At 36.9% G+C, this 23,403-nt stretch carries 25 protein-coding genes and 2 pseudogenes; 9 read left to right on the forward strand and 18 right to left on the reverse strand.

The features are described 5' to 3' along the window. Positions 1-190 precede the first annotated feature (190 nt). Entirely contained in the window at positions 191-1,627 is a 1,437-nt protein-coding gene (locus JCM17102_RS00990) for an aspartate ammonia-lyase (protein ID WP_025073625.1), read from the reverse strand. Between the two features lie 177 nt (positions 1,628-1,804). Between JCM17102_RS00990 and JCM17102_RS00995 the strand changes: the two genes are divergently transcribed. From JCM17102_RS00995 to JCM17102_RS01005, 3 genes are read left to right on the forward strand one after another with little or no spacing between them, the layout of a single operon-like run. Further along, positions 1,805-3,115: an anaerobic C4-dicarboxylate transporter family protein gene (locus tag JCM17102_RS00995; RefSeq protein WP_025073626.1), complete on the forward strand. Its 1,311-nt coding sequence runs from the start codon at positions 1,805-1,807 to the stop codon at positions 3,113-3,115. Positions 3,116-3,148: 33 nt separating this feature from the next. Continuing rightward, positions 3,149-4,207 carry an L-asparaginase 2 gene (gene ansB / locus JCM17102_RS01000; protein WP_025073627.1) on the forward strand — a complete coding sequence of 353 codons (1,059 nt, stop codon included), beginning with the start codon at positions 3,149-3,151 and terminating at the stop codon, positions 4,205-4,207. A gap of 15 nt (positions 4,208-4,222) precedes the next feature. Then, positions 4,223-5,440: a porin gene (locus JCM17102_RS01005; RefSeq protein ID WP_025073628.1), complete on the forward strand. Its 1,218-nt coding sequence runs from the start codon at positions 4,223-4,225 to the stop codon at positions 5,438-5,440. A 470-nt stretch (positions 5,441-5,910) separates the two neighbouring features. Here JCM17102_RS01005 and JCM17102_RS25635 read toward each other — a convergent pair whose 3' ends face one another. The 12 genes from JCM17102_RS25635 to JCM17102_RS01060 form a co-directional block, all read right to left on the reverse strand. Further along, positions 5,911-6,837, reverse strand: coding sequence for an AAA family ATPase (locus JCM17102_RS25635; protein ID WP_051572665.1), 927 nt, complete (start codon positions 6,835-6,837; stop codon positions 5,911-5,913). A 353-nt stretch (positions 6,838-7,190) separates the two neighbouring features. Continuing rightward, positions 7,191-7,988 (reverse strand): hypothetical protein, encoded by a 798-nt coding sequence (locus JCM17102_RS01015; protein ID WP_025073629.1) that lies wholly within the window; start codon positions 7,986-7,988, stop codon positions 7,191-7,193. A 159-nt stretch (positions 7,989-8,147) separates the two neighbouring features. Next, positions 8,148-8,687, reverse strand: a complete 540-nt coding sequence (locus JCM17102_RS01020) for a hypothetical protein (protein ID WP_025073630.1) — start codon at positions 8,685-8,687, stop codon at positions 8,148-8,150. Between the two features lies 1 nt (position 8,688). Then, a complete protein-coding gene (locus JCM17102_RS01025) occupies positions 8,689-8,910 on the reverse strand; it encodes a hypothetical protein (protein WP_016275721.1) in 222 nt (73 codons plus the stop codon). A gap of 9 nt (positions 8,911-8,919) precedes the next feature. After that, complete coding sequence (locus JCM17102_RS01030; protein WP_025073631.1) at positions 8,920-10,137, reverse strand: leucine-rich repeat protein; 1,218 nt, start codon at positions 10,135-10,137, stop codon at positions 8,920-8,922. After that, positions 10,097-10,240 (reverse strand): hypothetical protein, encoded by a 144-nt coding sequence (locus tag JCM17102_RS30575; protein ID WP_159106299.1) that lies wholly within the window; start codon positions 10,238-10,240, stop codon positions 10,097-10,099. The genes JCM17102_RS01030 and JCM17102_RS30575 overlap by 41 nt, the downstream gene beginning before the upstream one ends. A gap of 93 nt (positions 10,241-10,333) precedes the next feature. Next, positions 10,334-11,146, reverse strand: a complete 813-nt coding sequence (locus tag JCM17102_RS01035; protein WP_025073632.1) for a hypothetical protein — start codon at positions 11,144-11,146, stop codon at positions 10,334-10,336. A gap of 22 nt (positions 11,147-11,168) precedes the next feature. Further along, positions 11,169-12,590, reverse strand: coding sequence for an FmdB family zinc ribbon protein (locus JCM17102_RS31105; RefSeq protein ID WP_245798449.1), 1,422 nt, complete (start codon positions 12,588-12,590; stop codon positions 11,169-11,171). A gap of 3 nt (positions 12,591-12,593) precedes the next feature. Continuing rightward, the gene (locus JCM17102_RS01045; protein ID WP_073349128.1) at positions 12,594-13,271 is read right to left on the reverse strand and encodes a zinc ribbon domain-containing protein; all 678 of its coding nucleotides are present in this window, start codon (positions 13,269-13,271) and stop codon (positions 12,594-12,596) included. A gap of 345 nt (positions 13,272-13,616) precedes the next feature. Then, entirely contained in the window at positions 13,617-14,204 is a 588-nt protein-coding gene (locus JCM17102_RS01050) for a tyrosine-type recombinase/integrase (protein WP_025073635.1), read from the reverse strand. A 119-nt stretch (positions 14,205-14,323) separates the two neighbouring features. After that, positions 14,324-14,656: an SH3 beta-barrel fold-containing protein gene (locus JCM17102_RS01055; protein WP_025073636.1), complete on the reverse strand. Its 333-nt coding sequence runs from the start codon at positions 14,654-14,656 to the stop codon at positions 14,324-14,326. Positions 14,657-14,691: 35 nt separating this feature from the next. Then, entirely contained in the window at positions 14,692-14,997 is a 306-nt protein-coding gene (locus JCM17102_RS01060; protein ID WP_025073637.1) for a hypothetical protein, read from the reverse strand. A 172-nt stretch (positions 14,998-15,169) separates the two neighbouring features. Here JCM17102_RS01060 and JCM17102_RS01065 point away from each other — a divergent pair, with 172 nt between their 5' ends. From JCM17102_RS01065 to JCM17102_RS01075, 3 genes are all read left to right on the forward strand, one after another. Next, on the forward strand, positions 15,170-15,463 hold the full coding sequence (locus JCM17102_RS01065) for a helix-turn-helix domain-containing protein (protein ID WP_025073638.1): 294 nt from the start codon (positions 15,170-15,172) through the stop codon (positions 15,461-15,463). Between the two features lie 302 nt (positions 15,464-15,765). Continuing rightward, entirely contained in the window at positions 15,766-17,097 is a 1,332-nt protein-coding gene (locus tag JCM17102_RS01070) for a hypothetical protein (RefSeq protein ID WP_025073639.1), read from the forward strand. A 258-nt stretch (positions 17,098-17,355) separates the two neighbouring features. After that, positions 17,356-17,646 (forward strand): helix-turn-helix domain-containing protein, encoded by a 291-nt coding sequence (locus JCM17102_RS01075; RefSeq protein ID WP_025073640.1) that lies wholly within the window; start codon positions 17,356-17,358, stop codon positions 17,644-17,646. Here JCM17102_RS01075 and JCM17102_RS21320 read toward each other — a convergent pair. Next, positions 17,643-17,852, reverse strand: a pseudogene (locus JCM17102_RS21320) (tyrosine-type recombinase/integrase); the annotation flags it as partial. The gene JCM17102_RS01075 and the pseudogene JCM17102_RS21320 sit on opposite strands and share 4 nt — an antisense overlap. A gap of 279 nt (positions 17,853-18,131) precedes the next feature. Here JCM17102_RS21320 and JCM17102_RS25640 point away from each other — a divergent pair. From JCM17102_RS25640 to JCM17102_RS30855, 3 genes and pseudogenes are all read left to right on the forward strand, one after another. Continuing rightward, a pseudogene (locus JCM17102_RS25640) lies at positions 18,132-19,360 on the forward strand (tyrosine-type recombinase/integrase). Between the two features lie 21 nt (positions 19,361-19,381). Then, positions 19,382-20,584 (forward strand): site-specific integrase, encoded by a 1,203-nt coding sequence (locus JCM17102_RS01090; RefSeq protein ID WP_025018273.1) that lies wholly within the window; start codon positions 19,382-19,384, stop codon positions 20,582-20,584. A 37-nt stretch (positions 20,585-20,621) separates the two neighbouring features. Further along, positions 20,622-20,951, forward strand: a complete 330-nt coding sequence (locus JCM17102_RS30855) for a hypothetical protein (protein ID WP_008628674.1) — start codon at positions 20,622-20,624, stop codon at positions 20,949-20,951. Here the strand turns inward: JCM17102_RS30855 and JCM17102_RS30860 are convergent. The 4 genes from JCM17102_RS30860 to JCM17102_RS01110 all read right to left on the reverse strand — a co-directional run bounded on the left by JCM17102_RS30860 (position 20,927) and on the right by JCM17102_RS01110 (position 23,401). Continuing rightward, positions 20,927-21,076 carry a hypothetical protein gene (locus JCM17102_RS30860; RefSeq protein WP_168770338.1) on the reverse strand — a complete coding sequence of 50 codons (150 nt, stop codon included), beginning with the start codon at positions 21,074-21,076 and terminating at the stop codon, positions 20,927-20,929. The two genes, JCM17102_RS30855 and JCM17102_RS30860, sit on opposite strands and share 25 nt — an antisense overlap. Positions 21,077-21,560: 484 nt before the next feature. Further along, a complete protein-coding gene (locus JCM17102_RS01100) occupies positions 21,561-22,691 on the reverse strand; it encodes a Fic family protein (protein ID WP_025073643.1) in 1,131 nt (376 codons plus the stop codon). 37 nt (positions 22,692-22,728) lie between these two features. Further along, positions 22,729-23,010, reverse strand: a complete 282-nt coding sequence (locus JCM17102_RS01105) for a hypothetical protein (RefSeq protein WP_008628680.1) — start codon at positions 23,008-23,010, stop codon at positions 22,729-22,731. After that, positions 23,003-23,401, reverse strand: a complete 399-nt coding sequence (locus JCM17102_RS01110) for a hypothetical protein (protein WP_008628681.1) — start codon at positions 23,399-23,401, stop codon at positions 23,003-23,005. The genes JCM17102_RS01105 and JCM17102_RS01110 overlap by 8 nt, the downstream gene beginning before the upstream one ends. Positions 23,402-23,403: the final 2 nt, after the last annotated feature.

Consider the following 23,403-nt stretch of genomic DNA (forward strand, 5'->3'; position numbering starts at 1 on the left):
CTTTTTAAAAGTGATTCCTATTAATGATGCAAAGTTCTCCCTTTTCGGAGAAACAATCAATGACCATTTCACCGAATGAATTGGCAATTATTCCCAGGTGAATCAAAAGTAACAAAAAAATCGCCGGAGTCGATATAACATCAATTTCTCCAGCGAATCTTTTCCGATTGATTATGTGGCCACTTACTATTTATTCATAGTTCAGATGAATATCCAACTTCACCGGTTTAATCATATTTTCCGGTTTGAGAATGGTATCCAGATCTTTCTTAGAAAGTATATTGTGTTCCAAGACAAGTTCGTAGACCCCTTTCCCTGTCTCCAAGGCTTCTTTTGCTATCTTCGTCGAATTCTTATATCCAATGATTGGGTTCAATGCCGTTACTACGCCGATACTATTGTGTACATCACGCTTACAAGTTTCCTCATTTGCAGTGATACCATCAATGCATAATGTCCGCAACGTATCGAAACCATTCATCAACAAGTCCGCAGATTCGAAACAGCATTGTGCCATTACCGGCTCCATAGCATTGAGTTCCATTTGTGCGGCTTCACCGCTCATAGTCACACAAAGATCATTTCCAATGACTTTATAAGAAATCTGATTCATTACTTCAGGAATTACCGGGTTCACTTTTCCAGGCATAATAGAAGATCCCGGTTGCATGGCAGGCAGATTAATTTCTCCCAATCCGCAACGGGGACCGGATGCCAGTAAACGAAGATCATTACATATCTTATTCATCTTCACAGCTACCCGCCTCATCGCAGAAGAATAACCGACCATACAAGAAGTATCCGAAGTAGCACCAATTAAATCAGTAGCTAGTTTAATATCCAGACCGGTAATTTTACGCAAAGCATCAATACACTTTTCAGCATATTCCGGTTCGGCAGTAATTCCGGTTCCGATCGCTGTGGCACCCATATTGACCGTCAAAAAGTCCTGTGCAGCAAAATCCAAATTCTTCACTTCATCTTCCAGAATACTTGCAAAACCATTAAATGTTTGTCCAAGAGTCATTGGAACAGCATCTTCTAACTGAGTGCGTCCCATTTTTATAATATGGGCAAATGCTTTTCCTTTTTTTCGGAAAGACTCAATCAAGATACCAAAATGTTTCAGTAACTTAAGATGAGTATAATACAATCCAATGTGAATAGCGGTAGGATAAGCATCATTAGTCGATTGTGAACGGTTCACATGGTCGTTGGGGGAACAATACTGATATTCACCACGTTGATGTCCCATCAATTCCAAAGCACGATTGGCTATCACTTCATTAGCATTCATGTTCGTTGTTGTTCCCGCTCCGCCTTGAATCATATCAACGGGAAATTGTTCGTGATGTTTTCCTTCCAATATTTCTTTGCAAGCTTTCAAAATAGCATCCGTTTGTTCTTCCGTCAATAAATCTAATTCACGATTAGCGATGGCAGCTCCCATCTTGGTGATTGCCAAAGCCTGAATGAATAAAGGGTATTCACTCAAATGAAATTTGCTAATTCGGAAATTCTCAATTCCTCGAAGTGTTTGTACTCCATACAATGCATTTTCCGGCACTTCACGACTACCTATCAAGTCGCTTTCCATACGAGTTTTCTTAGATAATTTTTGTTCCATATCGGTTGTTTTATAGCTATAACTTTTTCGTTAGTTGATATAATAACCAATCAAAGATGTTATTGTTTTAATAAATATGCAAAAACTATTCAATAACTTTTTTTGTTGTTAATTCCAAACGGATAGAAAATTAAAAAGGAATTAGTTATATTTGCTTTAAACTTAAAATAACAGTTTATGATATTACAATTAGCTTTTGTTCTGACAGCTATTATTATCGGTGCACGCCTGGGAGGTATAGGACTTGGTGTGATGGGAGGTGTAGGTCTGGGAATTCTAACATTCGTTTTCGGTTTGCAGCCAACTGCCCCGCCCATTGATGTCATGTTAATGATTGCAGCTGTCATTTCAGCTGCTTCTTGTATGCAAGCTGCGGGAGGACTCGACTACATGGTAAAACTCGCAGAACATTTGCTTCGAAAAAATCCGTCACATGTCACATTGCTTAGTCCGCTGGTAACTTATCTATTCACCTTTGTCGCCGGAACCGGGCACGTTGCTTACTCTGTTTTACCAGTGATTGCCGAAGTTGCTACAGAAACAAAGATACGACCGGAACGTCCGCTTGGCATTGCTGTAATTGCTTCGCAACAAGCTATTACAGCAAGTCCCATTTCTGCTGCAACAGTTGCTTTGCTTGGTTTATTGGCGGGATTTGATATCACTTTATTTGATATCCTTAAAATTACAATTCCTGCCACTATTGTCGGGGTATTGGTCGGTGCGCTGTTTTCCATGAGAGTGGGTAAAGAATTAGTAGACGATCCTGAATATCTGAAACGCTTAAAAGATGGATTGTTTAATGATAAAAAGATTGAAATAAAGGATGTCAAGAACAAACGTTCTGCCATGTTGTCCGTTCTCATCTTTATACTTGCAACTGTTTTCATAGTTTTTTTCGGTTCATTTGAGGGGATGCGTCCCAGTTTCCTCATTGATGGAGAAACCGTAACTCTAGGAATGTCTGCTATCATTGAGATTGTGATGTTGTCCGCTGCTGCGATTATTCTTATAGTGACCAAGACAGACGGGATCAAAGCAACACAAGGTTCCGTATTTCCTGCTGGAATGCAAGCTGTTATTGCTATTTTCGGTATTGCCTGGATGGGTGACACTTTCCTGCAAGGTAATATGGCACAACTTACTTTATCCATTGAAGGTATTGTACGTCAAATGCCTTGGTTATTCGGTATTGCATTATTTGTCATGTCAATCCTATTATATAGCCAAGCTGCTACAGTCCGCGCATTGATGCCACTAGGCATTGCACTCGGAATTTCTCCTTATATGCTGATAGCACTATTCCCCGCCGTAAATGGTTATTTCTTTATACCTAACTATCCGACTGTAGTAGCTGCCATCAATTTTGACCGGACAGGGACAACAAAAATCGGTAAGTATGTGTTGAATCATTCCTTTATGATGCCCGGACTGGTATCTACCATCGTAGCAATTGGTTTGGGACTACTTTTTATACAAGTATTTTAATAATATAATTAACCTAAACATCATTATTAAGTTATGAAACAATTCCAGAAACTAGGTCTGATAGTAGTCACACTACTATTTTCCGTAACAATGGCATTTGCCCAAAAACCGAATATCCATATTCTTGCCACCGGAGGAACAATTGCTGGAACAGGAAGTTCGGCAACAGGAACCAATTACACTGCCGGGCAAGTAGCTATCAGTACATTGCTCGAGGCAGTACCCGAGGTTAAGAACATTGCTAATGTAACTGGCGAGCAAATCGTAAAAATCGGTTCACAGGATATGAATGATGAAGTATGGCTAACTTTGGCTAAAAAGATCAATGAGCTATTGAAAAGAGCGGATATCGACGGTATCGTTATCACTCACGGAACAGATACAATGGAAGAAACCGCTTACTTTCTGAACCTGACAGTCAAAAGTGACAAACCGGTAGTAATAGTAGGTGCCATGCGTCCTTCAACAGCACTTAGTGCCGATGGTCCGCTAAACCTTTATAATGCTGTAGTTACTGCGGCTGCTAAAGAATCCAATGGAAAAGGTGTATTGGTTGCTATGAATGGTCTTATCCTGGGAGCAGAAAGTGTAGTAAAGATGAATACAGTAGATGTACAAACCTTCCAAGCTCCTAATTCCGGTGCACTAGGTTATGTCCTGAACGGAAAAGTTACTTATAACCAAATTACCCTCAAAAAACATACTACCCACTCTGTATTTGATGTAACTCACCTGACTTCACTACCTAAAGTTGGCATTGTATACAGTTATTCCAATATTGAAGCAGATATGGTAGCCCCTCTACTCAATAATGGATACAAAGGAATTATCCATGCAGGAGTAGGAAACGGTAATATCCATAAAAACATTTTCCCACTACTGATAGATGCACGTAAAAAAGGTATCCTAGTAGTCCGTTCTTCTCGTGTACCAACGGGTCCTACTACTCTCGATGCTGAAGTAGATGATGCCCAATATCAGTTTGTGGCTTCCCTGGAATTGAACCCACAAAAATCACGCGTTTTGCTAATGCTTGCACTAACCAAAACCATGGATTGGAAACAAATTCAGGAATATTTTAACGAATACTAAAAACCGAGCCAACTTATGAAAAGACTAGTGCTTATGCTACTCCTTGCGGGTAGCATACAGGGAGTATACGCCCAAAATACTGAAAAAAAGGAAAAGTTCTCACCCAACACTCCGTTGTTTGAGGAACTGACAGATGTGAAAAAGAAAACAGATAAATTCAATCTTTTCCTTAATATGCAGGGTAGTTTTGATGCACATTTCAGAAATGGGTTTCAAGAAGGGGATTTCAACATGCATCAGCTTCGTATAGAAGCAAAAGGAAACATCAATAACTGGCTTTCTTACCGCTATCGCCAACGGCTTAACCGTTCGAACGATGCTAACGGCATGATAGACAATCTACCGACTTCTATTGACTGGGCTGGGATTAATATCAAATTAAACGATCAGTTCAGCCTTTTTGCAGGAAAGCAATGTACGGCATACGGAGGTTTCGAATTTGATTTAAATCCCATAGATGTCTATGAATACTGCGACATGATTGAGAATATGAGCAACTTTATGACTGGATTGAATGTCGGATATAATATTACTTCAGATCAGCAATTAAACCTCCAAATATTAAACAGCCGTAATAACAGTTTTGAGAAGACTTATGGTATCACAGAAGATTCTGAAGGTAAGCTTCCCGATTTAAAATCGGGGAAAATGCCGTTAGTTTATACATTAAACTGGAATGGTAATTTCAACAACGTATTCAAAACCCGTTGGTCAGCTTCTCTTTTGAATGAAGCTAGTAGCAAGAACCTCTATTATTATGCCATAGGTAATGAATTGAATCTTGGGAAATGGAATGCGTTTGTCGATTTCATGTATTCACAAGAAGCAATTGACCGCACCGGAATAATCACAAATATTATCGGTCGTCCAAACGGTCATAATACATTTAATACTGATTATCTCTCTGTAGTAGCCAAATGCAATTACCGTTTTCTCCCTAAATGGAATGCTTTTGTAAAAGGGATGTATGAAACTGCTTCCGTCAGAAAAGCCGGTGAAAATATAGAAAAAGGAAATTATCGCACCTCTTGGGGGTATCTCGCAGGGATTGAGTTTTATCCAATGGAAACTAATCTCCATTTTTTCGTAACTTACGTAGGACGTTCATACAATTTCACCTCACGTGCCAGAGTACTGGGACAAGAGAACTACAGTACGAATCGGATATCCGTAGGCTTCATTTGGCAGATGCTATATTCTAAGTCAGTCTTCTCATATAAAAATACCCGATAACCTTTGATCATTATCGGGTATTTATATATCCAGTGCTAATTTTAGACTAATATTCCTCTTCGTTAAAGAAGAATTTGAAGTATGAATATCAGCTAATTACATAAGAAGATGTAGTTTTTGGAAAACCTATTTGGCACTGAAACGCTGCAAAACGCCATTTCATGCCCGAATACGTAAAATAGACCACAATATCGACAATCAGCCATAAACATACGATTTATATTATTTTAATCAAACAATCTCCCCCTCTAGCATTCCATAACAAAACATCAAGGGAGACGCTACAAAGATAAGCGTGAATAAACTTTTGAGCAAACATATTACGCACTTTATTTACGCAGTCGCAATTACGCACTTTTTGCGCATTCATTTTACGCACCCTTATGCCACTTCTTCATACTCTACATATTCGGCTTCCGATTCTTCTTGTATTATCGGGGATGATTCTGTGGAAACATTGGCAACCTCTTTCAATTCTTTAAGCCAATTTCTAACCGTACCTTCTGCCACACCCAACTCTTTGGCAATCGCCTATTGCTCAAACCTTCTTCATGGAGTATCTTTACTTTTGCCTTTAGTATATTTTTATCCTCAGACTTGGACGGTTTCAATAACTTTTCTTCTGCCGAACAACCCTCTTCCACAAATTGCGGAAAATTATCTTCCTTGACTATTCTATATAAGATTACATTATCTCGTCCATGTTGATTTTCGCCTTGTCTCACTTTTATCTGTTTCAAGTAAATCGTCTTTTCATCCATTTGAGAACGTCCCATCGCAAAACTACTATCGCAGAAGTTCATCAACCTTTTACTCCCTGCCAAATCATCAGCCACAATTTCCTTCTTTGAGTTTCGCTTCTTGGTATGGGCAATTACAAGTAAACTCAGTCCGTATGTATGCTTCATCGCTGATAGCCGTTTCATAATTCGAGTGGCTTCCATACCTTGGTCAAGTTTTCCACACAAATAGGTAATGTTATCCACAATATATGTTTTTACTCCCATTTTCACCCCTTCTTCTATCTTTTGAAATAAATACGCCTCTACTTCATTATCCGTACAGACTTGTTCAATTCTTAAACTTGGGCGATAAAGATTGTCAGAGAATTTATAAGGTACTCCCGTTTTATCATTCGTATAACGTGAACGAAATTGGCTCAAAGACAATTCATAATCTAAATACATTACTTTACGTTCTTGTGCTATATCCTCAGCCATTTGCATGGCATATAAACTCTTACCAACATTGGATTCTGCAAAGAATATACATAGTTCATTTTCGTACCAAAATGTCTTATATAATGCCTTTGTTGGTGGAAGTTTCAAGGCTTTTTCCATAGCTTCATTTGCAGTTAAATATGTCTGAACTCTTGTTTCAATATTATTTTTTTCCATTTTCTTCTTTTTTAAATATTAGAAGGCATAGTTTCTACTTCCAAAATCATTTATTGACATTGGCTGTTACTATATAATTGTTTGCTGCCTTTATCTACAAACAATATATTATCAAGTATTTAAATCTTTTTTATTTAATGGAACTACCTTTTGAGCAGTAGGCATCCTAAACGTTCCATAATCACCCTTAGGAAAGGTAACTCATCAATCAGAAAGAGTGCTCATTCCTTTCTGATTAATGATGCAAATGTAAAAAGAAGAAATGGAATTTGGCAACTAAAATCCAACACTTGTTATCCAATCCAAAATCCAAACCAAAAATCCAATAAGCAATTCTATTTTTTTATATAAGTTTACTCCAATTCTTTTGGTACTTCAAAACCGTACTTTTTTAATGCTTGTACTATGTATGAAATATTTTCATTTTTTTCTCTAAATAATTCAGGCTTATGAATGTATTTATAAGCAGAATTATTCGCTTTATTGGTTATGTCATAGTCTTTATTTGTTACATAATTTGCAATCTTTATAATTGTTTCTAAGTCAAGTTTACTACGTAACATATAATACAACACAGCGGTTCTATTCTTATTAGAAGTGCCATTTACTTGTTTACTGTTAGATGATAACATTGCTTCTGCATCTACTTGTTCGTTGGGAGTTTCTTTTTTTTGATATAGATATTCCACATATTCATCGTAAGCCGTTTCTTCATATTTCTCAGAAATATATTCTAATTTATTGGGATTTTCCAAAAAATCTTCTAATGTGTCTTTAACAAATAAGAAACGCCAAGTTGTAATTTTCAAAGAGTATTCTTTACATTCATAAATAAAAGCCAAATACCCGTTCTCCTCTAATTGTTCAAATTGGATTAATAAGTCATTTATAATCCGTAATAGATATTTCATGCAAGGAAACTGATATAATTCTTGTTCCCCATAAGTAGCATATCCAATAAGATAACTATATAATTGCGGAGTCGTCTCAAAGTACAATATATTCCTTAAAAATTGTCTGCAACGCCACCAATCGTAATATTTAACAAGAATTTCATCTAAATTAATTTTTTGAGCATTCGAGATACTTCTGTCATAATTCTCTTTGATATTGTCTGTTATCTTAACAATATCCCTTGCATCTATATCCATTGTTTCCTCGTTTTTATAATTTGCCACTAAAATACAAAAAAAGAGTAATCCCAATAGACTACTCTTTTAAAAATGATGAATAAAATGAAGTATCGCTATACCTCTTAATATTTAAAGAATCAGTATATATAACTTTGAATAAGTCAATTTTACCCATTGTCATATATTAATAAATATCTCGTTCTTTTTCATATCACGTATGTACCGTTCAGAATAAGACATCGGTGAAGGATTGAGATAACAACCTTTATATAAGCAAGATAAACCATTCCCTTTTAGCCAATCTTCAAAGAAAGCATCAATCAAAGAAATTATGGAAGTACATGAAGAATTTTCACAGATAGATACTTGCCTATATTTAACCGAAATTTCATCGGCAAACAATCTTAAAGCTGTAAAATCACATGGTTCTTTAGCCTTGTTTAAATTAGCGACAACAAAGGCAGACAAATAATATACGCTTCCATTGCCATTCACGCAACATCCGAATATTGGGCAATAGCGAAAATCATTTTTTATAATATCCGCTTGAAGTTTTTTTATTAACTCCTTCTGCATACAATTACTTTCACGAATTCCTATCAGCACAAATCCATGTTGTAAATAGTTCCATAGATTCTTAACTGTCATTTCGTCAAGTAAAACCAACGGTTGTTTATTATTAGTGGAAATCCCACATATTTTTTCTATAAAGTTCATACTAATTTATAGTTATATCTTTTGATAACCCCCAAATGCTATCCTTACTTATTATGCTATAAGTAACCAACTCCTGATTATCTTCCAAGCTAATGCGTTCTTTCACTGAATTTATATCATTTTCAGGTATAATGTATTCAGGTATTTCAGGTGTATTTTCCTCTTCGCTACAAGCCGTAAAAAGCGTTGCAAACAATGTAGTCAGTAAAAGTATCTTCTTCATAATAATATTCTATCTTTTAGTATTTACTTTATATGGTTTTAAATTAAACTCTTCCGCTTCCACTGAAATCTTATATTCCATCTTGGGATTCAGGTTCACAATGTTGTTTCCCGTATTCAGTTCTATATCACTGACCTTTCTTCCGTCTTGGAAGCATGAAACAACTCCCGTTTCTGTTGCATCATCCTTTATATTGATGATTAACTTTCCTTTATCCAAACGAATGTCAATGGGATTGGGTGACACATAACCAAAGTATGTCAGGTTCTTGGATAACCCCCAATTATCATCCATTTTATACTTATTGTATAGACCCTTATCAGTAAGATAGACTATACTATTTTTAAACTTATCACCAAATGAATTTTCTTTAATTATTGGTGGTTTAGGTGATGTTACAATGATGCTGTCAAGATTGGTGTTTATTGCTCTGTCCTTGATGATGTCAGAATTGAAAGCATTCTCGCCAATGGATTCAAGATTTTCAGGAAGATAAATTCTTGTTGATATGGTATTAGCAAACGCATTATCCTTAATCGTTTTAAGGTTCTTCAAGTTGGAGAGATAGATATAACCATCGAATAAGTCGTTCCAAAAACGTTTTGCATTTGGTTTATCAGGATTTCCACTATCATTATAAAACGATTCATTCCATTGTTCTTCTGAATCCAAGTAAAGGTCAATGATATTCGCAAGAGCATACTCACCTATTGAAGTTATATTCTTCGGTAAGATGATTGACTTATATTGCGGTTTTTTATTTAATTTCTTGTTGTTATAACTTTTATCAAAGGCATAAGGTGGTATCTCACCATCAGGATATTCATGATAGCCGTTTAAAGTACCATTTTCTCCTTTATAACCTCGAATTTCAGCATTACCATACATTCTAACATCATTCAAGTTTGGAAGGCTGTCACGCATGAATTTGAAGTCCTCTGCTGTCAGGTATGTATGATGCCAAGTACCATCTTCGGGATTCTGTTTATCTTGTATTATGATGTTATCTATTGTTTTCTTCCAAATTTCATAATCAGGTTCAAGCCCATATTCATTCCAAAATTCACTATTTGGGTCAGGATTCCAACATTCTTTTATTCTTTGAATAATAGACCTATGTGGATAATATTCACCTGCAAAAATTAATGTATTTCCCCATCCAGGTCCATCACCAAGGTCAAATTCTTCATCCCCTTTTGTATTCGTTGAGTCCTCTTGTGCTGACATTATCAATCTTGTACGTTTCAATCTTCATGGACGAAGTTTGTGCATTTGCCAATGGAAGTACAAGCATTCCAAAGAGCAATGTAAAAAGCAGTTTCTTAATCATATAATATTAATTTAAAAGTTATATATTATTTATACTGTTTATATTATCTATTGTTGTGGGTACATTTTGTACTACATCTTGTATTACATTTTGTCAATACACATATTCAATCAAGTAATATCCTTTGGAGTAAGAACTATTCTTTTTATTGATTTTCTTCAATAGATTACCTTCATAAATGTAATCGAAAGAATTACTGCCACTTTCTTTTAAAACCAAGTTTTTAGGCTTCTTACCACACCACTCAGTCGCAAACAATATATGCGCATTGTATGGGTGGGCAGTATGTTTTGTTAGTGATACCAAATTAATGTTGGTATTATCTTTTTTATCAGTATAATGGGTTTTAAAATCTTGTGTATAACCATCATCATTAGTATAGCGAAAACCTACCACATTGCCATTTTCCCAAGTATATTCCTCGTAATTATGGATTTTATACCGATTACCACCTTTTTCCTCAGATATAAGGTCAATACTCTTCAACTCCCCACTATCATAATATGTAAGTGTACCAACAGTTGTAACACGTTCCCCATTTAATCCATAGATATACAACCTTGTCATATATCCTTGTTGGTTAAAAGTAAATTCACATTTGGAGTTGAGAACTTGCTTACCATTCACATAAGAAATGAATTGATACCGATTATTGATGATGGTAAATGTTTCCACAGCTTTATATTTGAAATTCTGATAATACTCTTTCCGTACTTCAATCAGGTTTCCATCATCATCATACTTGAAATGATACCATTTATCCCCTTTGTTGCCAACCTCTTTTTGAGTAAAAGCATTAACCCAATGTATGCTTTTCACCAAATATTCACCTCTGCTATTTGTTTTTTGGGCGAATACACATATATTGATACTTATTAAAACGAGTGTAGTTAAAATATTTTTCATGCCTTATCTTTTTAAATGTTCATTAATGATTATCATTTATTACCTCACTTGAAATTAGTTTCAATCTGATTTCTAATGAATTACCTTCCATTTTCCCATATCCTTTTAAATGTTCGGGAGAAGAAAAAGAAAGTTCAAAGACAATTTTCTCATTTTGGCTTTCACCAACCAACTGTAATGATTTATCGGATATTAATTGCCCCGTCAAATCTAACACCGTACCATACTTTACATTTTGGTATTCACCATTTATCATGCCATTTGACAAAACTCCAAAATCCACCTTTATGGGAAAACCTTTCATATCACCCTCATAACGGTAAAAATATCCTTCTATTAATCCTGCATTTTCGCTTCTTCGCTCTATTGAGGGATTTTCTTCGTCATCAACAAGTCGTTTAGTTCCACCCAAATCCACCAACTTATCACCATCATATTTAAAAATATGGCTATCTTTTATAGCAGTTCTTTGCCCATCATTTACCCTTTTCATATATTCGATACGATGTGCATGTATTTCTTCATTGTTTATGTTATCGACAAAGAACATAGCGTATAATTTTGTAGCAGCAGCAAGTTTACAATGCTCGCCATCATTCACGAAACAAAAAATATATGATTTGTTTTCCGTTTTGTTATTAGCTATCTCCTCCGAACTTGGAGTAACATACGCATTCACCACTGCATCATTTATACCATCACCATTCAAATCACTTATAAAAACCTTATATCCTTCGCTGCATTCTTCCAATGGAATAAGCTCCCTATCCCCTTTATAATGTTGCCAATGACGTAAAAAACATTCTCTTACATGTGCTTCTGTTAATTCTAATTTTGACTTGACTGTATTATCAGGTTCTTCCGAAAGTGGCATAGCTTCACTTTCTGCTTTCTCTTTTTGTTTTTGTATCAATTCGTTGAAATGGCGATTAAATTCATCCGTATTTTCTCGACTCCTGCGGTTTATAAAATACACTTGTATGCCTACAAAAAGCACTAAAAAAATAAAACAAAAAAGATAAACCCTTCTTTTATCACCTTTGGAAGCTTTTATTGTAACTACTTCACCACCTTCTACTATATATTCTGCTTCTGTGAAAAATCCAATAACAGCATCATATTTAAGTTCAAGCCGACTATTTTTAGCAGGATTAACATCCAATGTAAAATTAACCTTTCGTAATTTTCCAAAAGTCGACAATTCTATTACAACGGGAGTTGTTTTCAAAAGAATCTTTGTTGATAAACCATCTTTAAAATTACCACCATGATTAATTTCTTCTCCGTTTATTTTCAGTTTTATAGTTCCTTTTACTCTAAAAGTAGAACTCCCTTCATAATAAATTTCCATGAAATGTATTGAAGCGGGACACCCGCATTTCGGACATCGTTGGGCTGCATCAGACATCATGTGTCCGCATTCTTCACATTTAATTAAAGCCATAAATCACCGTTTTAATTTTCTATTGATTTCTTCCAATTCTCTTGTTTGTTTCCTCTTCTCTTGAAGTATTCTATAACCATTCGGGTCTTCACGCATCATTCTTGCATCTTCCATTTCCTCCACCTTATCAAATTCATATCGGATTAGTATTACAATAAAAAATATCACTCCTGCCACTATACCCCAAAGCAAAGAGTGGTCATGACATATCCACCATCCAAAATCAAATGAAGCGGTGAGCATGGTTATTAACATTTTACCACTTCCCAAAAGAAAACCTATATTGATTGACGCAATAATTCTTCCTGATAAAGACCAATTTAAGCCCTCTTCTCCTGACGCATCATAACTTAAATTATTTATCCAAGTCAACAAGCAAAAAGCTATAATTGAAACTACGATAATGCCAATAACACTTCCTGAAATATGAAAAGAAGATTTTTCTTTAGCTTCATTACCGCTAATCTCGGTAGCTTTTGTTTTTGTAGGCAGAACTTCTTGTTTCTTTTTGATAGGATAACCACATTCAGGACATTCATAAACATTTTCTTCCACCATTGTAGAACATTCAGGACAAGGTTTCATAACTTTCTTAGGGGGTATTGGCGTACCACAATGTATGCAAGTTCCCGATTTATCGGAAATTTGCGCACCACAATTGGAACAATCAATAAGTGCCATACGAAATAGAAATATTCCCACAGACTCAAAAGGGAGGGTTACAAAAAAAGGAAGTGGAGTCTGTTTTGTTTATCTCATCAAGAGGCTCTCGACTGCCCGTACAGAAGATAAATAAACAGCTCCACCCTTGACGACTATATGTTATGGTACATATATAACACGCCAAAGGGAGAACGTTTTTCTATTCCTACTGTACAATGAATTGTCGAGATTCCTTGATTCAGAATAAAGCCAAACGCTTCCTTATATACTATGTCTGCCATTGCAAACCAACGACAATGCAAATATATACATTAAAAGCGAATTTGGCAACGTTCTGTGAGCTGTTTGGGGAACAAATATATACTAAAAGGTCAAACAATCATAGGTTTGGAGTAATTCTTCTGTACGAAGCCCCAAATACCGTTTGGTAATAGCCACAGAACTGTGATTGAATAACTCCATCAACTTTATTAAGGCAAGTTCCGCATTCTCGCCATTCATATTATAAACTTGTCGTCCAAAAGTTTTACGTAAACTGTGACAACTGAAATTTTTAATTGACAAATCATATTTTGTTTTAATCTCCTTTAAAATCACATTGATACGCTGCACAGTGAATACACTTCCCTTTTGGCTGACAAGTATAGGAGCATCTACACCAATGGGGTGAATTTGTTGGTAACAGTCCGAAATATGCCTTTTCAATTGTGGGTTAATCCGTATGGTTCTACTTTTTCCCGTTTTCTTCTCAATAATACAAAATTCATCCACATGCAAAATCTCCTTCCAACGTAAAGCCAATATATCGGAAACTCTTAGTCCCCAAAAACAACCGATTGAAACGAACAAAGACATTTGAAATTTGCCATCCCGATATAGGGTGCGAATTAAATTCATTGCTTCTTTCCATTCTAAATAGTCACTTGTTGTTTGACTGTATTTTAAGCTCATAAATGTTCAATTTTGTTAGTTATCAAATTAAAGTGAATATTATATCAGTACCTCAAAACAACAGTGCTATTTAATTTATTGGTATTCAATACAATATTCACTTTGTGCATTAGTGAATATTAAAATACCGCTATTAGGTTCTCCCATCGGAAGGAACGCCAACTGCATTTTTCCAAGTCAAAATAAGCAGTAGTAGCATAATTTTCACGACTTGCGCCCCACCCATAAACCTTATCCTTTACGAAATCGTGATTGGTTGTGCCAAATGCAATACGAACTTCACCATTACTTTTCAAATAGGCGAATTTGACAATTTTTCCACTTTTCAATTTTTCTTTCAGTTGTTCAACCAAAACAGCTTTGGAAATCCCATCAATTTTACGTGCATTAGTACGGAGAGTAATAACTTCTGCTCTAATTGCAGTATTGGAACTTAAAATAATTGCTTGCATATCTTTATTGTTTTATTAGTTAATATTCTATTTAATCAATCACCGCAATAGAAACCATTGCCACGACCATAGCCCATAGCATAAGAAACTGCATCAGAAGACAAATCTTCAAACTCTTTTTTGTTAGGCTTTTCGTTTTTACGGGCGTTGTGTGCTGCCCAACTTGCAGCAATCATAGCATCAAGCCTTGCTGCCTTTTCTTCTCGTGTCTTAACAGCATTCCGCTCCCAACTCCAAGCTGCTCTTAGACACTCTGCCCACGTGCGCCCCTTGCGTTGGAAATCGTTTTTATAAAGTCTATGTGCGTCCTTCATCACTTGTCTTTTATCGTATCGTTTCATATTATTGTAGTGCTATTGATTTCTTATCACTCTGCAAATGTAGTGCTTTCGGTATACATATACAAATAAAATCGTATATTTTTAGAGCTACATTAACTTATTTTATGTATATCTATCAATATACATATCAATAATGAACGTATATTTGTATTTATAATAAAAATGAATACTTATGGCACTACGAATTAAAGAGGTTATAAAAGAAAAAGGTATGACCGTTCAAACATTAGCGGATAAAATGGGGATTAATCGTGTTGGATTAAGTAACCATATTAATGGCAATCCATCTGTTGCAGTATTGGAAAAAATTGCTGCTGCATTGGAAGTACCGATACAAGAATTGTTTGAAAAAGAAAAGAATGAAAACATTAATGGATATATTGAGATTGAAAATGAAGTTTTTAAAATCACTTCCTTTCAAGATATGGAAAATCTTCTTACTCGTTACAAACAGCCTGCAAAATGAAAAAAAATCATATAACCAACTGTTACCACACACAAAAAATCACATTATTAAGCCTATGCAAATAAATAATAAGTTACTAATTATAAGATATATAAGATGAATTACATAATATAAAAAAGAAAAACATATTCTATATACCGTACTTGCGTATCTTTCTTTAACTCAAAAAGACTTTTTTTGTCAATTCTAATTAAAAAGGTGGTAGTGATATATTTCAAGTCGTATATTTGCATTGAAAACACTTGAAGAGGAATCCTTTTTAAGTAGTGCGTAGATAAAAGGCTACTGCACAATAATATAAAATGATTAATAACGACAAAAAGAAAATCACGCTTGGCGTTAGCGTGCAAAAATTCAAGAACAAACCTGATAATTGGAAAGTATTAACCTATAAACGCCATACAATAACCATAGAGGAACTTGTAAACCTTATTTGCGAAGGGCATTGCATTTGTCAAAACTTCAAAACAACAAGTGAAATATTTGGACTTAGAGAAAAAACGATTGCCAATTTTGACTTTGCAGACTGCGTAGTATTGGATATTGACGATACGTTTCTATCTATGAACGACTTCTATTTATCATTAAAAGATGAACATAAGCCAACCATCATTTATACTACGTATAGTAATATTGATAATGTAAATAATAGATTTAGATTGATTTATGTTTTTAACGAACCGATAAGAAGCAATGAATATTATAGGGGCATAGCTAATACTATTGTTTATAATATCCAAAAAGAGATTGAAGGTTTTGATTTAAAGGACAAAACATGTTTGAATGCTTCGCAGCAATTCGCAGGTAATGGTAATGATAACATTGTATATTATTATAATGATAATATACTTTGTCCTACGGATTTTGGGTTTGATGAAAATTATTTTTCCAACTCAGATAGTATATTAAAAAAAGAGAGGAAGAACAACATACAAACAGACTTGGAAAGTCCGATTGGTAATACTGAATTTATGAAAGACTTTTGGGGCATGAGTTATAAAAGAAACGAAGAAGAATTTATACGTAAATATGCAAACGTATATCCATTCCTTGAAGCTACTCCACTGCCTGAGACGGATACAGATACACCTTATATATTATTACCTAACAATTATATTGAAATAAAGCGATATTGGTACAGAGAACCGCAAATCAAAAATGGCAATGAAGTGGCATATAAAAGCCACGTTGTTAAACTTAAATCAGGAAACCGCAGGAAGCTGTTATATGACGGTTGTTTACTCCGAAAGATAATGCTACCTGATATTACAGTAGAGCACTTACTATACTGCCTTGTGTGCGAACGTAGGTACTATGTGGATAACCAAGATAAGGTTATAACCAATAAAATATTATACCAAATAGCCAAAGATTCTTGGAGTGATATAGAGCGAAATATCAACATACAAAAGGACAAAAGACTGTTTATTGTAAATCCCAAGTATTGCGAAAAATATGGAATAAGCAAACAAACAGCCCGAAACATAGCCACTAAAATGTTATTGGACTTACAACTCAAACAATTATACGATACGAATTTATCAATTAAAGAGAATTTGGAATCACTGAAAAATCAGGGCATTAAAATCGGCAAAAGCAGTCTCTACAATTGGGTGAAATCACAAAAAATATAGCCAAAATTTGGGACTCCCGAAAGCAAACCACATGCAAAATACCCCCCATAGGGAGGACTTCCTCCTCCCTGAGTGAGGGGTTACGGTGGTAGGAGTATGTTAAATATCTCAAAAAGCGTAGTCTATGCCGCCGAAAAGTGGTAAATGACTACTCCAAGTCGTATATTTGCAACGTAACGATATTCCCATATCATTACATAAGAATAACCACCTTGTCTATAACTCTATGACCTGAGTGGAGAATAATATATTTAAGCCATGAGTTATGAATTAATTGATAGTGAGAAGCTGAACCAATTAATCTTAAGCATAGAAGTACTAAATGAACAAGTAAGAGAACTATCTAAGAAATCTAAAATTACAGAAAAGAAAATTTACACAAACTGTGAAATTAGAGAATTGCTTGGAGTACAAGACAAATTGATACGAAAGTACCGAGACGATGGCAAATTGGCATATCATAAAGAAGGGGATAAATTTTGGTACACCCAAGAAGATATAGACCAATTTTTATCCCACAACCACTATGAAGCCTATGCTTATAATTAATCAGCAGCAGTGTTATAATCAGGGGTGAAATCAAAGTTTAACTTTGTTTCCACCTCTTTTTGCAATGTTTCAGGTAGAAATTTCGCATACACTTTTTCTGTTACCATCACGCTACTATGTGCCAACAAACGACTAACTTTATGTACATCGACCCCATTATTCAAAGCGAATACAGCAAATGTATGGCGCGCCATGTGGAAAGAAAGAAGTAATATGAGTAATGGAAACGAAAAGAAGGTGTAACGCAATTTTCTGGTAATTAACTATTTCTCTATATTCTTCCACATGAGTAAAACGCAAAAAAGCGAGGCTTATTGAGAATATTCAGTTACCAAATCGTTAGCAGGGCTGTTACCGGCAGGGATAAGGTAACGAAGAGCGGATCAAACAATTTAAAATAGCGATATATTACACTGATTGTCATAGTTTTGCATATCGAAGAACGCTTATAAAACAGGTAAATTTGCCACTAAAAATATAAGCGTATGAAAGTAGAAAAATTCAAGGTGTTGCTCTACCTCAAAAAGAGCGGACTGGATAAATCCGGCAAAGCCCCGATAATGGGGCGCATCACCGTTAACCGGACGATGGCGCAGTTCAGCTGCAAGCTCTCCATCACTCCCGAACTGTGGAATCCCCGTGAAAGCCGTCTGAACGGCAAGAGCAAGGAGGCGGTGGAAGTCAACGCGAAAATCGACAAGTTGCTGTTGGCGGTGAATACCGCTTTCGATTCCCTTCTGGAACGAAAGACCGATTTCGATGCGACAGCAGTCAAGGAAGCCTTCCAAGGCAGCAAAGAGACGCGGATGACCTTGCTCAAACTCTTCGACAGGCATATTGGGGAAGTCAGGGCACGTGTAGGTATCGATGTGTCTCACCGTACACTTCCCAATTACCTCTATACCCGCAGCCGTCTCGCTGATTTCGTCAGCAGCAGGTTCAAAGTATCCGACCTTGCTTTCTGCCAGCTCAACGAACTATTCATCCGGGAATTTCAGGAGTATGTGGTAATAGAGAAAGGCTTGGGCGTCCAGACAGTGCGCCATTATTTGGCCATCCTTAAAAAGATTTGCCGCATCGCATTCAAGGAGGGGCACTCGGACAAGTTCTATTTTCAACACTACAAATTACCCAAACAAAAGGAAACACCTCCAAGAGCGTTAAGCAAGGAGGATTTCGAGAAGATACGGGACATAGAGCTTACCGGATGCCGCCCCGAACACTCCATTGTCAGGGACATGTTCCTTTTCGCCTGTTATGCCGGAACCTCGTACGTGGATGTGGTGGCCATCACTCCCGACAACCTGTCAAGAGACGACAACGGGGCATTGTGCTGAAATACCGCCGGGGGAAGAACGGGCAGTTGAGCCGTGTGAAGCTGCTGCCCGAAGCGGTAGCCCTTATCGAAAAATACCGTGACGATACACGGGGCACACTGTTTCCCGTAATTCCTTACCAGGCTCTGAAATGGTGTCTGACGAGCATCAAAATGAAAGCCGGTATCAAGGGGCGTTTGTCCTACCACATGGGACGGCACTCGTTCTCGACCCTCATGACCCTTGAAAACGGCGTACCTATCGAGACTGTCAGCAAGATGCTGGGGCACGCGGATATAAGGACTACCCAGGTGTATGCCCGTGTAACCCCTAAGAAACTCTTCGAGGATATGGACAAATATATCAAAGCGACAAAAGATTTGAAACTCATTCTCTAACCCTATAAATACAATTCGATTATGCGAAGCACTTTTTCCATTCTATACTACATCAACCGCGGCAAGGTCAAAACAGACGGAACGACTTCAATACTGTGCCGTATCACCATTGACGGCAAGAGCAGCGTATTTGCCACCGGTTATTACTGCAATCCCAAAGACTGGAACGCCAAAACAGGGGAAGTAAAGGATGCAAGGGCAAACAACCTCCTTGTCGGACTCCGTTCCAAAATTGAGACCTCATATGACAATCTATTGAAGGACGCGGGTATGGTCTCGGCGGAAATGCTCAAGAACGAGATTACCCATGTAGCAACCGTTCCGGTCACATTGCTGAAAGCCGGGGAAGAGGAGCGGGAAAGACTGAGAATCCGCTCGGAAGTGATAGATTCTACCTCCTCTTACCGCCAGTCCAAATCCTCGCAGGCATACCTGCACGAGTATCTGCTGTCGCTGGGTATGCGGGACATCGCCTTTGAGGACATTACCGAAGACTTCGGCTGGGGCTATAAACTCTATCTGAAAACCAAAGGCTGCGGGAATGGGCATATCAACCACTGCCTTACATGGCTGAACCGTCTTATCTATATTGCAGTGGACAGGGAGATACTCCGTTTCAATCCGCTTGCGGATGTCCCCTACGAGAAGAAACCGGACTACAAGTTGAAACACATAAGCCGGGCGGAACTGCAACGGGTCATGGAGCAGCCCATGCCGGAGAGGTTGCAGGAGCTTACCCGGAGGGCCTTCATCTTTTCGGCCTTCACGGGGCTGTCATATGTCGATGTGAAACGGCTTTATCCCTCGCATATCGGAACAACCGCGGACGGCAGGAGGTATATCCGTATTAACAGGAAGAAAACCGATGTCGAGTCCCTTATACCGTTACACCCCGTAGCCGAACAGATATTGTCCCTCTACAATACAACCGATGACGGCAGGCCGGTATTCCCTCTGCCCAATCGGGACAGGCTTTGGTACTGCATCCACGAGATAGGCATATTGGCCGGCGTGAAAGAGAATCTCAGCTACCACGCAAGCAGACATTCGTTCGGAACCTTGACGCTTTCAGTAGGTGTGCCGATCGAGAGTATCAGCAAGATGATGGGACACACGAACATCCGGACCACACAAGGCTATGCCAAAGTGACCGATGATAAAATCTCCGAGGATATGGATAAGCTGATGGCAAGGAGACGTGAAAACGGGGCATCTTCCAATTAGAATCCCTGTTTCGCGGTCGCCCGCTTCCTCGCCGCCCATGGAAGTTAGTACAGACTTCATTGAAAGTGAAAAAGTCGGGCGGCAGGCCGTTTCGGGCAGAATCTTCCTCCTTCGGAGCGTATTCAGCCCGAAAACTTTTTCCCTTTCACGTCTGTACAATGGATGCCGTCGGCAGCGGAAACAAGCGACCGACGGAAAAGTCGGAACAAAAACAAAAGAGAAACAGCATACGTTCAGTAGAATACTACCGGTCTGTATGCTGTTCCGATATCCTATAGGAGGGATATTTTTTGACAGCCGAATGAAGCGGGCAGGCGGCAAACTGCGCTCCCTCCAGAAAAATCAATCCGTTTTTTCGGTTACTTGACAATATCCGCCTTTGTCCGGTTCAATGTGCTTTTCACTTTGTCGGCATTCGGTCAGGCTATCTGCTTTCCTATAGCGTTGTTCGGCAAAAGCTTTTGCACTTGGCGTGTTGTTCTTAGAAAGCATAGTGAATGATTTTTCTCCCTACTTTTTATTTCTTCTTCTCTTTTGTCGATTTTTCCTTACTTCTTGAGTTTTCATACAGCTTCTTTCCATTGTTGTAAATGACATCCAAAAGTTCGTTTGTAAGTTTGATGTCTGCAATTTTTATAATACTATCTTCTCCTATTGGATAGCCAAGAATATTGACACTACCAACGCAGCATATTTACATCACTGATTATCAGTGACAATTCATTTTATCAGTACAACCTCCGTTTTTACAAGTACATAGAATGCAAGGACAAATGCAAATCATTGTATTTCATTGTTTTGCATACACGTGTTGTGCCGTCTATTTTCAGTCTTTTTGTGGAATGTCCGCTATCAGCTACAATGTATTGAAGATAGGATATTTCCGCAGATATGTTACAGAACGCTTGTAATGGCTTTCTAGTTGATTGTATGTTTATGTTCTCAGATTGAATAGGGAATATGCAGTTCTTGTCTGTCATTTTTGCATATATTTAGAATTATACACTGCCAATCCTTTAATCGTCAACAGATATTTCTGACGGGGATGGCGAGGCTTGTCGGGGTAGAGCATAGAAACAAATCCCTCTTTTATGGCTGGATTGAGTGAGTATTCCATAAAATTCTCACGGTTTTTTAATCCTACGGTTGCCATCATCTCTTTGACAGATAATCTATTGTTCGCAATAGCTTTTATTAACCGGATGATATTTTCATTATCTATCTGTAATGGATTTTCCGATCTTGACGGGGTGCTTGACGGGGTACTTGTCGGGGTGGAGATGAGTATGTCTTCGGGCGCATTTACTATCATAAAACGATTCCTCAATTCATTGTTTTCTCCCATCAATAGGTTACGAAAGAATCGTTCCAAATAGGCAGCTTCCCTTTTGATTCCTTTTTGTATGTTTTGATAGTTGGCTCTAACTAAAGCATTACGGAAGTACCAAGAGTGTTTAGCGAAAAGGTCATTCTCAACATTGAATCCCATCGAACGTAAATATTGGATGGCAAACACTGCTGTAGTTCGGGTATTACCTTCTCCAAACGGATGAATCTGCCACAATCCCGATACGAATTGAGTTATATGGCTGACTATTTGATAAATGTCCAACCCCGTATAATCAAACGTCTTTTCTTGTTCAAGGTCATATTCGATGGCTTTCCGAATGTCTGGAGCAGATACATAGAATACGGTATCACCACGAAGTACCCATTCTTTTTTGGTAATATTGTAATCTCTGATTTGTCCAGCAAATTTGAATACACCATCAAATATTCGTCGATGGATAGCGGTCAATCCAGCTACAGTGAAAGCAAACGAACGCTCGTTCAAGAGCTTGGTTATATTAGCAGAAACTTTATCGGCTTCCTCCGTTTCGTAATCTTTTTCAGTACGAATATCTTTCGAATCGTAGTAACTCTTGATAAGTTGTTGTACTTCATCAATGGTTATATCCCCCTCAATATGCTTACGAGCAGTCTCAATAAGATATTCGGAGGGCTTCAGGCCATCTACCGCTTGAAGTCCTATTGCCGTTTGCCACGCATAGCCTTTTTCACGCTTTTGCGGCTCGCCTTGCTGAATGTATTCGTCGAAGTTTAGCATTTAATGTAATATATCAGAGTTAACCTGCTTTTATTATTTAAATAATTCTCAATACCCCTATAAGGTAATCCAAGCATATTCCAATTTTTTGAAAAGGCTTTAATTGGGGATTAATTGACATAACAACACTAAGATAATTCAATAAAATTGCAGGATTATAATCTTTGGTAGTTATTTCCAAAACTTGTTGAGAATATTTCAGCCATATACCATACAATTCTTCTGAAAGATTATAATCTTTCATCTGCTTTAATCCGTCATCAATCAATTCACGAATATATTTGCGGATTAATTCTTGATTCTTATTATAATTATTCATTTGTGTATTCTTTTTGAATGTCTTTTAATTGATTTTCTAACTCGGCTAAATCAGGATGGTTATTTTGTTTAATAATATCTTCTTTCAATATTTTGATTTTATGTGTTATTTCATCTTGCTTGGCTTGTTCTTTATTGAATTTAAAACCATATCCTTCTATACTATTGATAAGAGGCATGATTAATAACAATAACCATAAAACAAAAATTAAGCTGTTTCCATCAAATTTGCAAATAAAACATTGAGTTACAAATGTATCAAAGTTTTTTAATACATACATTGACGAAAAAATCAACAATATTATATACCATCCTTTTCTTATCCAATGTAATTCAGATTCAACCTTATTCAAATCATACAAGAATTTGTAAATTTTAGAAAATATATTCATAT

The organism is Bacteroides faecichinchillae JCM 17102 (assembly GCF_000614145.1).
Taxonomy (GTDB): domain Bacteria; phylum Bacteroidota; class Bacteroidia; order Bacteroidales; family Bacteroidaceae; genus Bacteroides; species Bacteroides faecichinchillae.

Coding starts and splice junctions, on each gene's coding strand:
- JCM17102_RS01060 (WP_025073637.1), bottom strand. CDS start 14,997: ATGAAACGATACGATAAAAGACAAGTGATGAAGGACGCACATAGACTT.
- JCM17102_RS01065 (WP_025073638.1), top strand. CDS start 15,170: ATGGCACTACGAATTAAAGAGGTTATAAAAGAAAAAGGTATGACCGTT.
- JCM17102_RS30575 (WP_159106299.1), bottom strand. CDS start 10,240: ATGATTAAGAAACTGCTTTTTACATTGCTCTTTGGAATGCTTGTACTT.
- JCM17102_RS00995 (WP_025073626.1), top strand. CDS start 1,805: ATGATATTACAATTAGCTTTTGTTCTGACAGCTATTATTATCGGTGCA.
- JCM17102_RS01105 (WP_008628680.1), bottom strand. CDS start 23,010: ATGAATAATTATAATAAGAATCAAGAATTAATCCGCAAATATATTCGT.
- JCM17102_RS01090 (WP_025018273.1), top strand. CDS start 19,382: ATGCGAAGCACTTTTTCCATTCTATACTACATCAACCGCGGCAAGGTC.
- JCM17102_RS25635 (WP_051572665.1), bottom strand. CDS start 6,837: ATGGAAAAAAATAATATTGAAACAAGAGTTCAGACATATTTAACTGCA.
- JCM17102_RS01015 (WP_025073629.1), bottom strand. CDS start 7,988: ATGGATATAGATGCAAGGGATATTGTTAAGATAACAGACAATATCAAA.
- JCM17102_RS31105 (WP_245798449.1), bottom strand. CDS start 12,590: ATGGCTTTAATTAAATGTGAAGAATGCGGACACATGATGTCTGATGCA.
- JCM17102_RS01100 (WP_025073643.1), bottom strand. CDS start 22,691: ATGCTAAACTTCGACGAATACATTCAGCAAGGCGAGCCGCAAAAGCGT.
- JCM17102_RS01055 (WP_025073636.1), bottom strand. CDS start 14,656: ATGCAAGCAATTATTTTAAGTTCCAATACTGCAATTAGAGCAGAAGTT.
- JCM17102_RS00990 (WP_025073625.1), bottom strand. CDS start 1,627: ATGGAACAAAAATTATCTAAGAAAACTCGTATGGAAAGCGACTTGATA.
- JCM17102_RS01030 (WP_025073631.1), bottom strand. CDS start 10,137: ATGTCAGCACAAGAGGACTCAACGAATACAAAAGGGGATGAAGAATTT.
- JCM17102_RS30855 (WP_008628674.1), top strand. CDS start 20,622: ATGGAAGTTAGTACAGACTTCATTGAAAGTGAAAAAGTCGGGCGGCAG.
- JCM17102_RS01045 (WP_073349128.1), bottom strand. CDS start 13,271: ATGGCACTTATTGATTGTTCCAATTGTGGTGCGCAAATTTCCGATAAA.
- JCM17102_RS01035 (WP_025073632.1), bottom strand. CDS start 11,146: ATGAAAAATATTTTAACTACACTCGTTTTAATAAGTATCAATATATGT.
- ansB (WP_025073627.1), top strand. CDS start 3,149: ATGAAACAATTCCAGAAACTAGGTCTGATAGTAGTCACACTACTATTT.
- JCM17102_RS01070 (WP_025073639.1), top strand. CDS start 15,766: ATGATTAATAACGACAAAAAGAAAATCACGCTTGGCGTTAGCGTGCAA.
- JCM17102_RS01020 (WP_025073630.1), bottom strand. CDS start 8,687: ATGAACTTTATAGAAAAAATATGTGGGATTTCCACTAATAATAAACAA.
- JCM17102_RS01050 (WP_025073635.1), bottom strand. CDS start 14,204: ATGAGCTTAAAATACAGTCAAACAACAAGTGACTATTTAGAATGGAAA.
- JCM17102_RS30860 (WP_168770338.1), bottom strand. CDS start 21,076: ATGCTTTCTAAGAACAACACGCCAAGTGCAAAAGCTTTTGCCGAACAA.
- JCM17102_RS01075 (WP_025073640.1), top strand. CDS start 17,356: ATGAGTTATGAATTAATTGATAGTGAGAAGCTGAACCAATTAATCTTA.
- JCM17102_RS01025 (WP_016275721.1), bottom strand. CDS start 8,910: ATGAAGAAGATACTTTTACTGACTACATTGTTTGCAACGCTTTTTACG.
- JCM17102_RS01005 (WP_025073628.1), top strand. CDS start 4,223: ATGAAAAGACTAGTGCTTATGCTACTCCTTGCGGGTAGCATACAGGGA.
- JCM17102_RS01110 (WP_008628681.1), bottom strand. CDS start 23,401: ATGAATATATTTTCTAAAATTTACAAATTCTTGTATGATTTGAATAAG.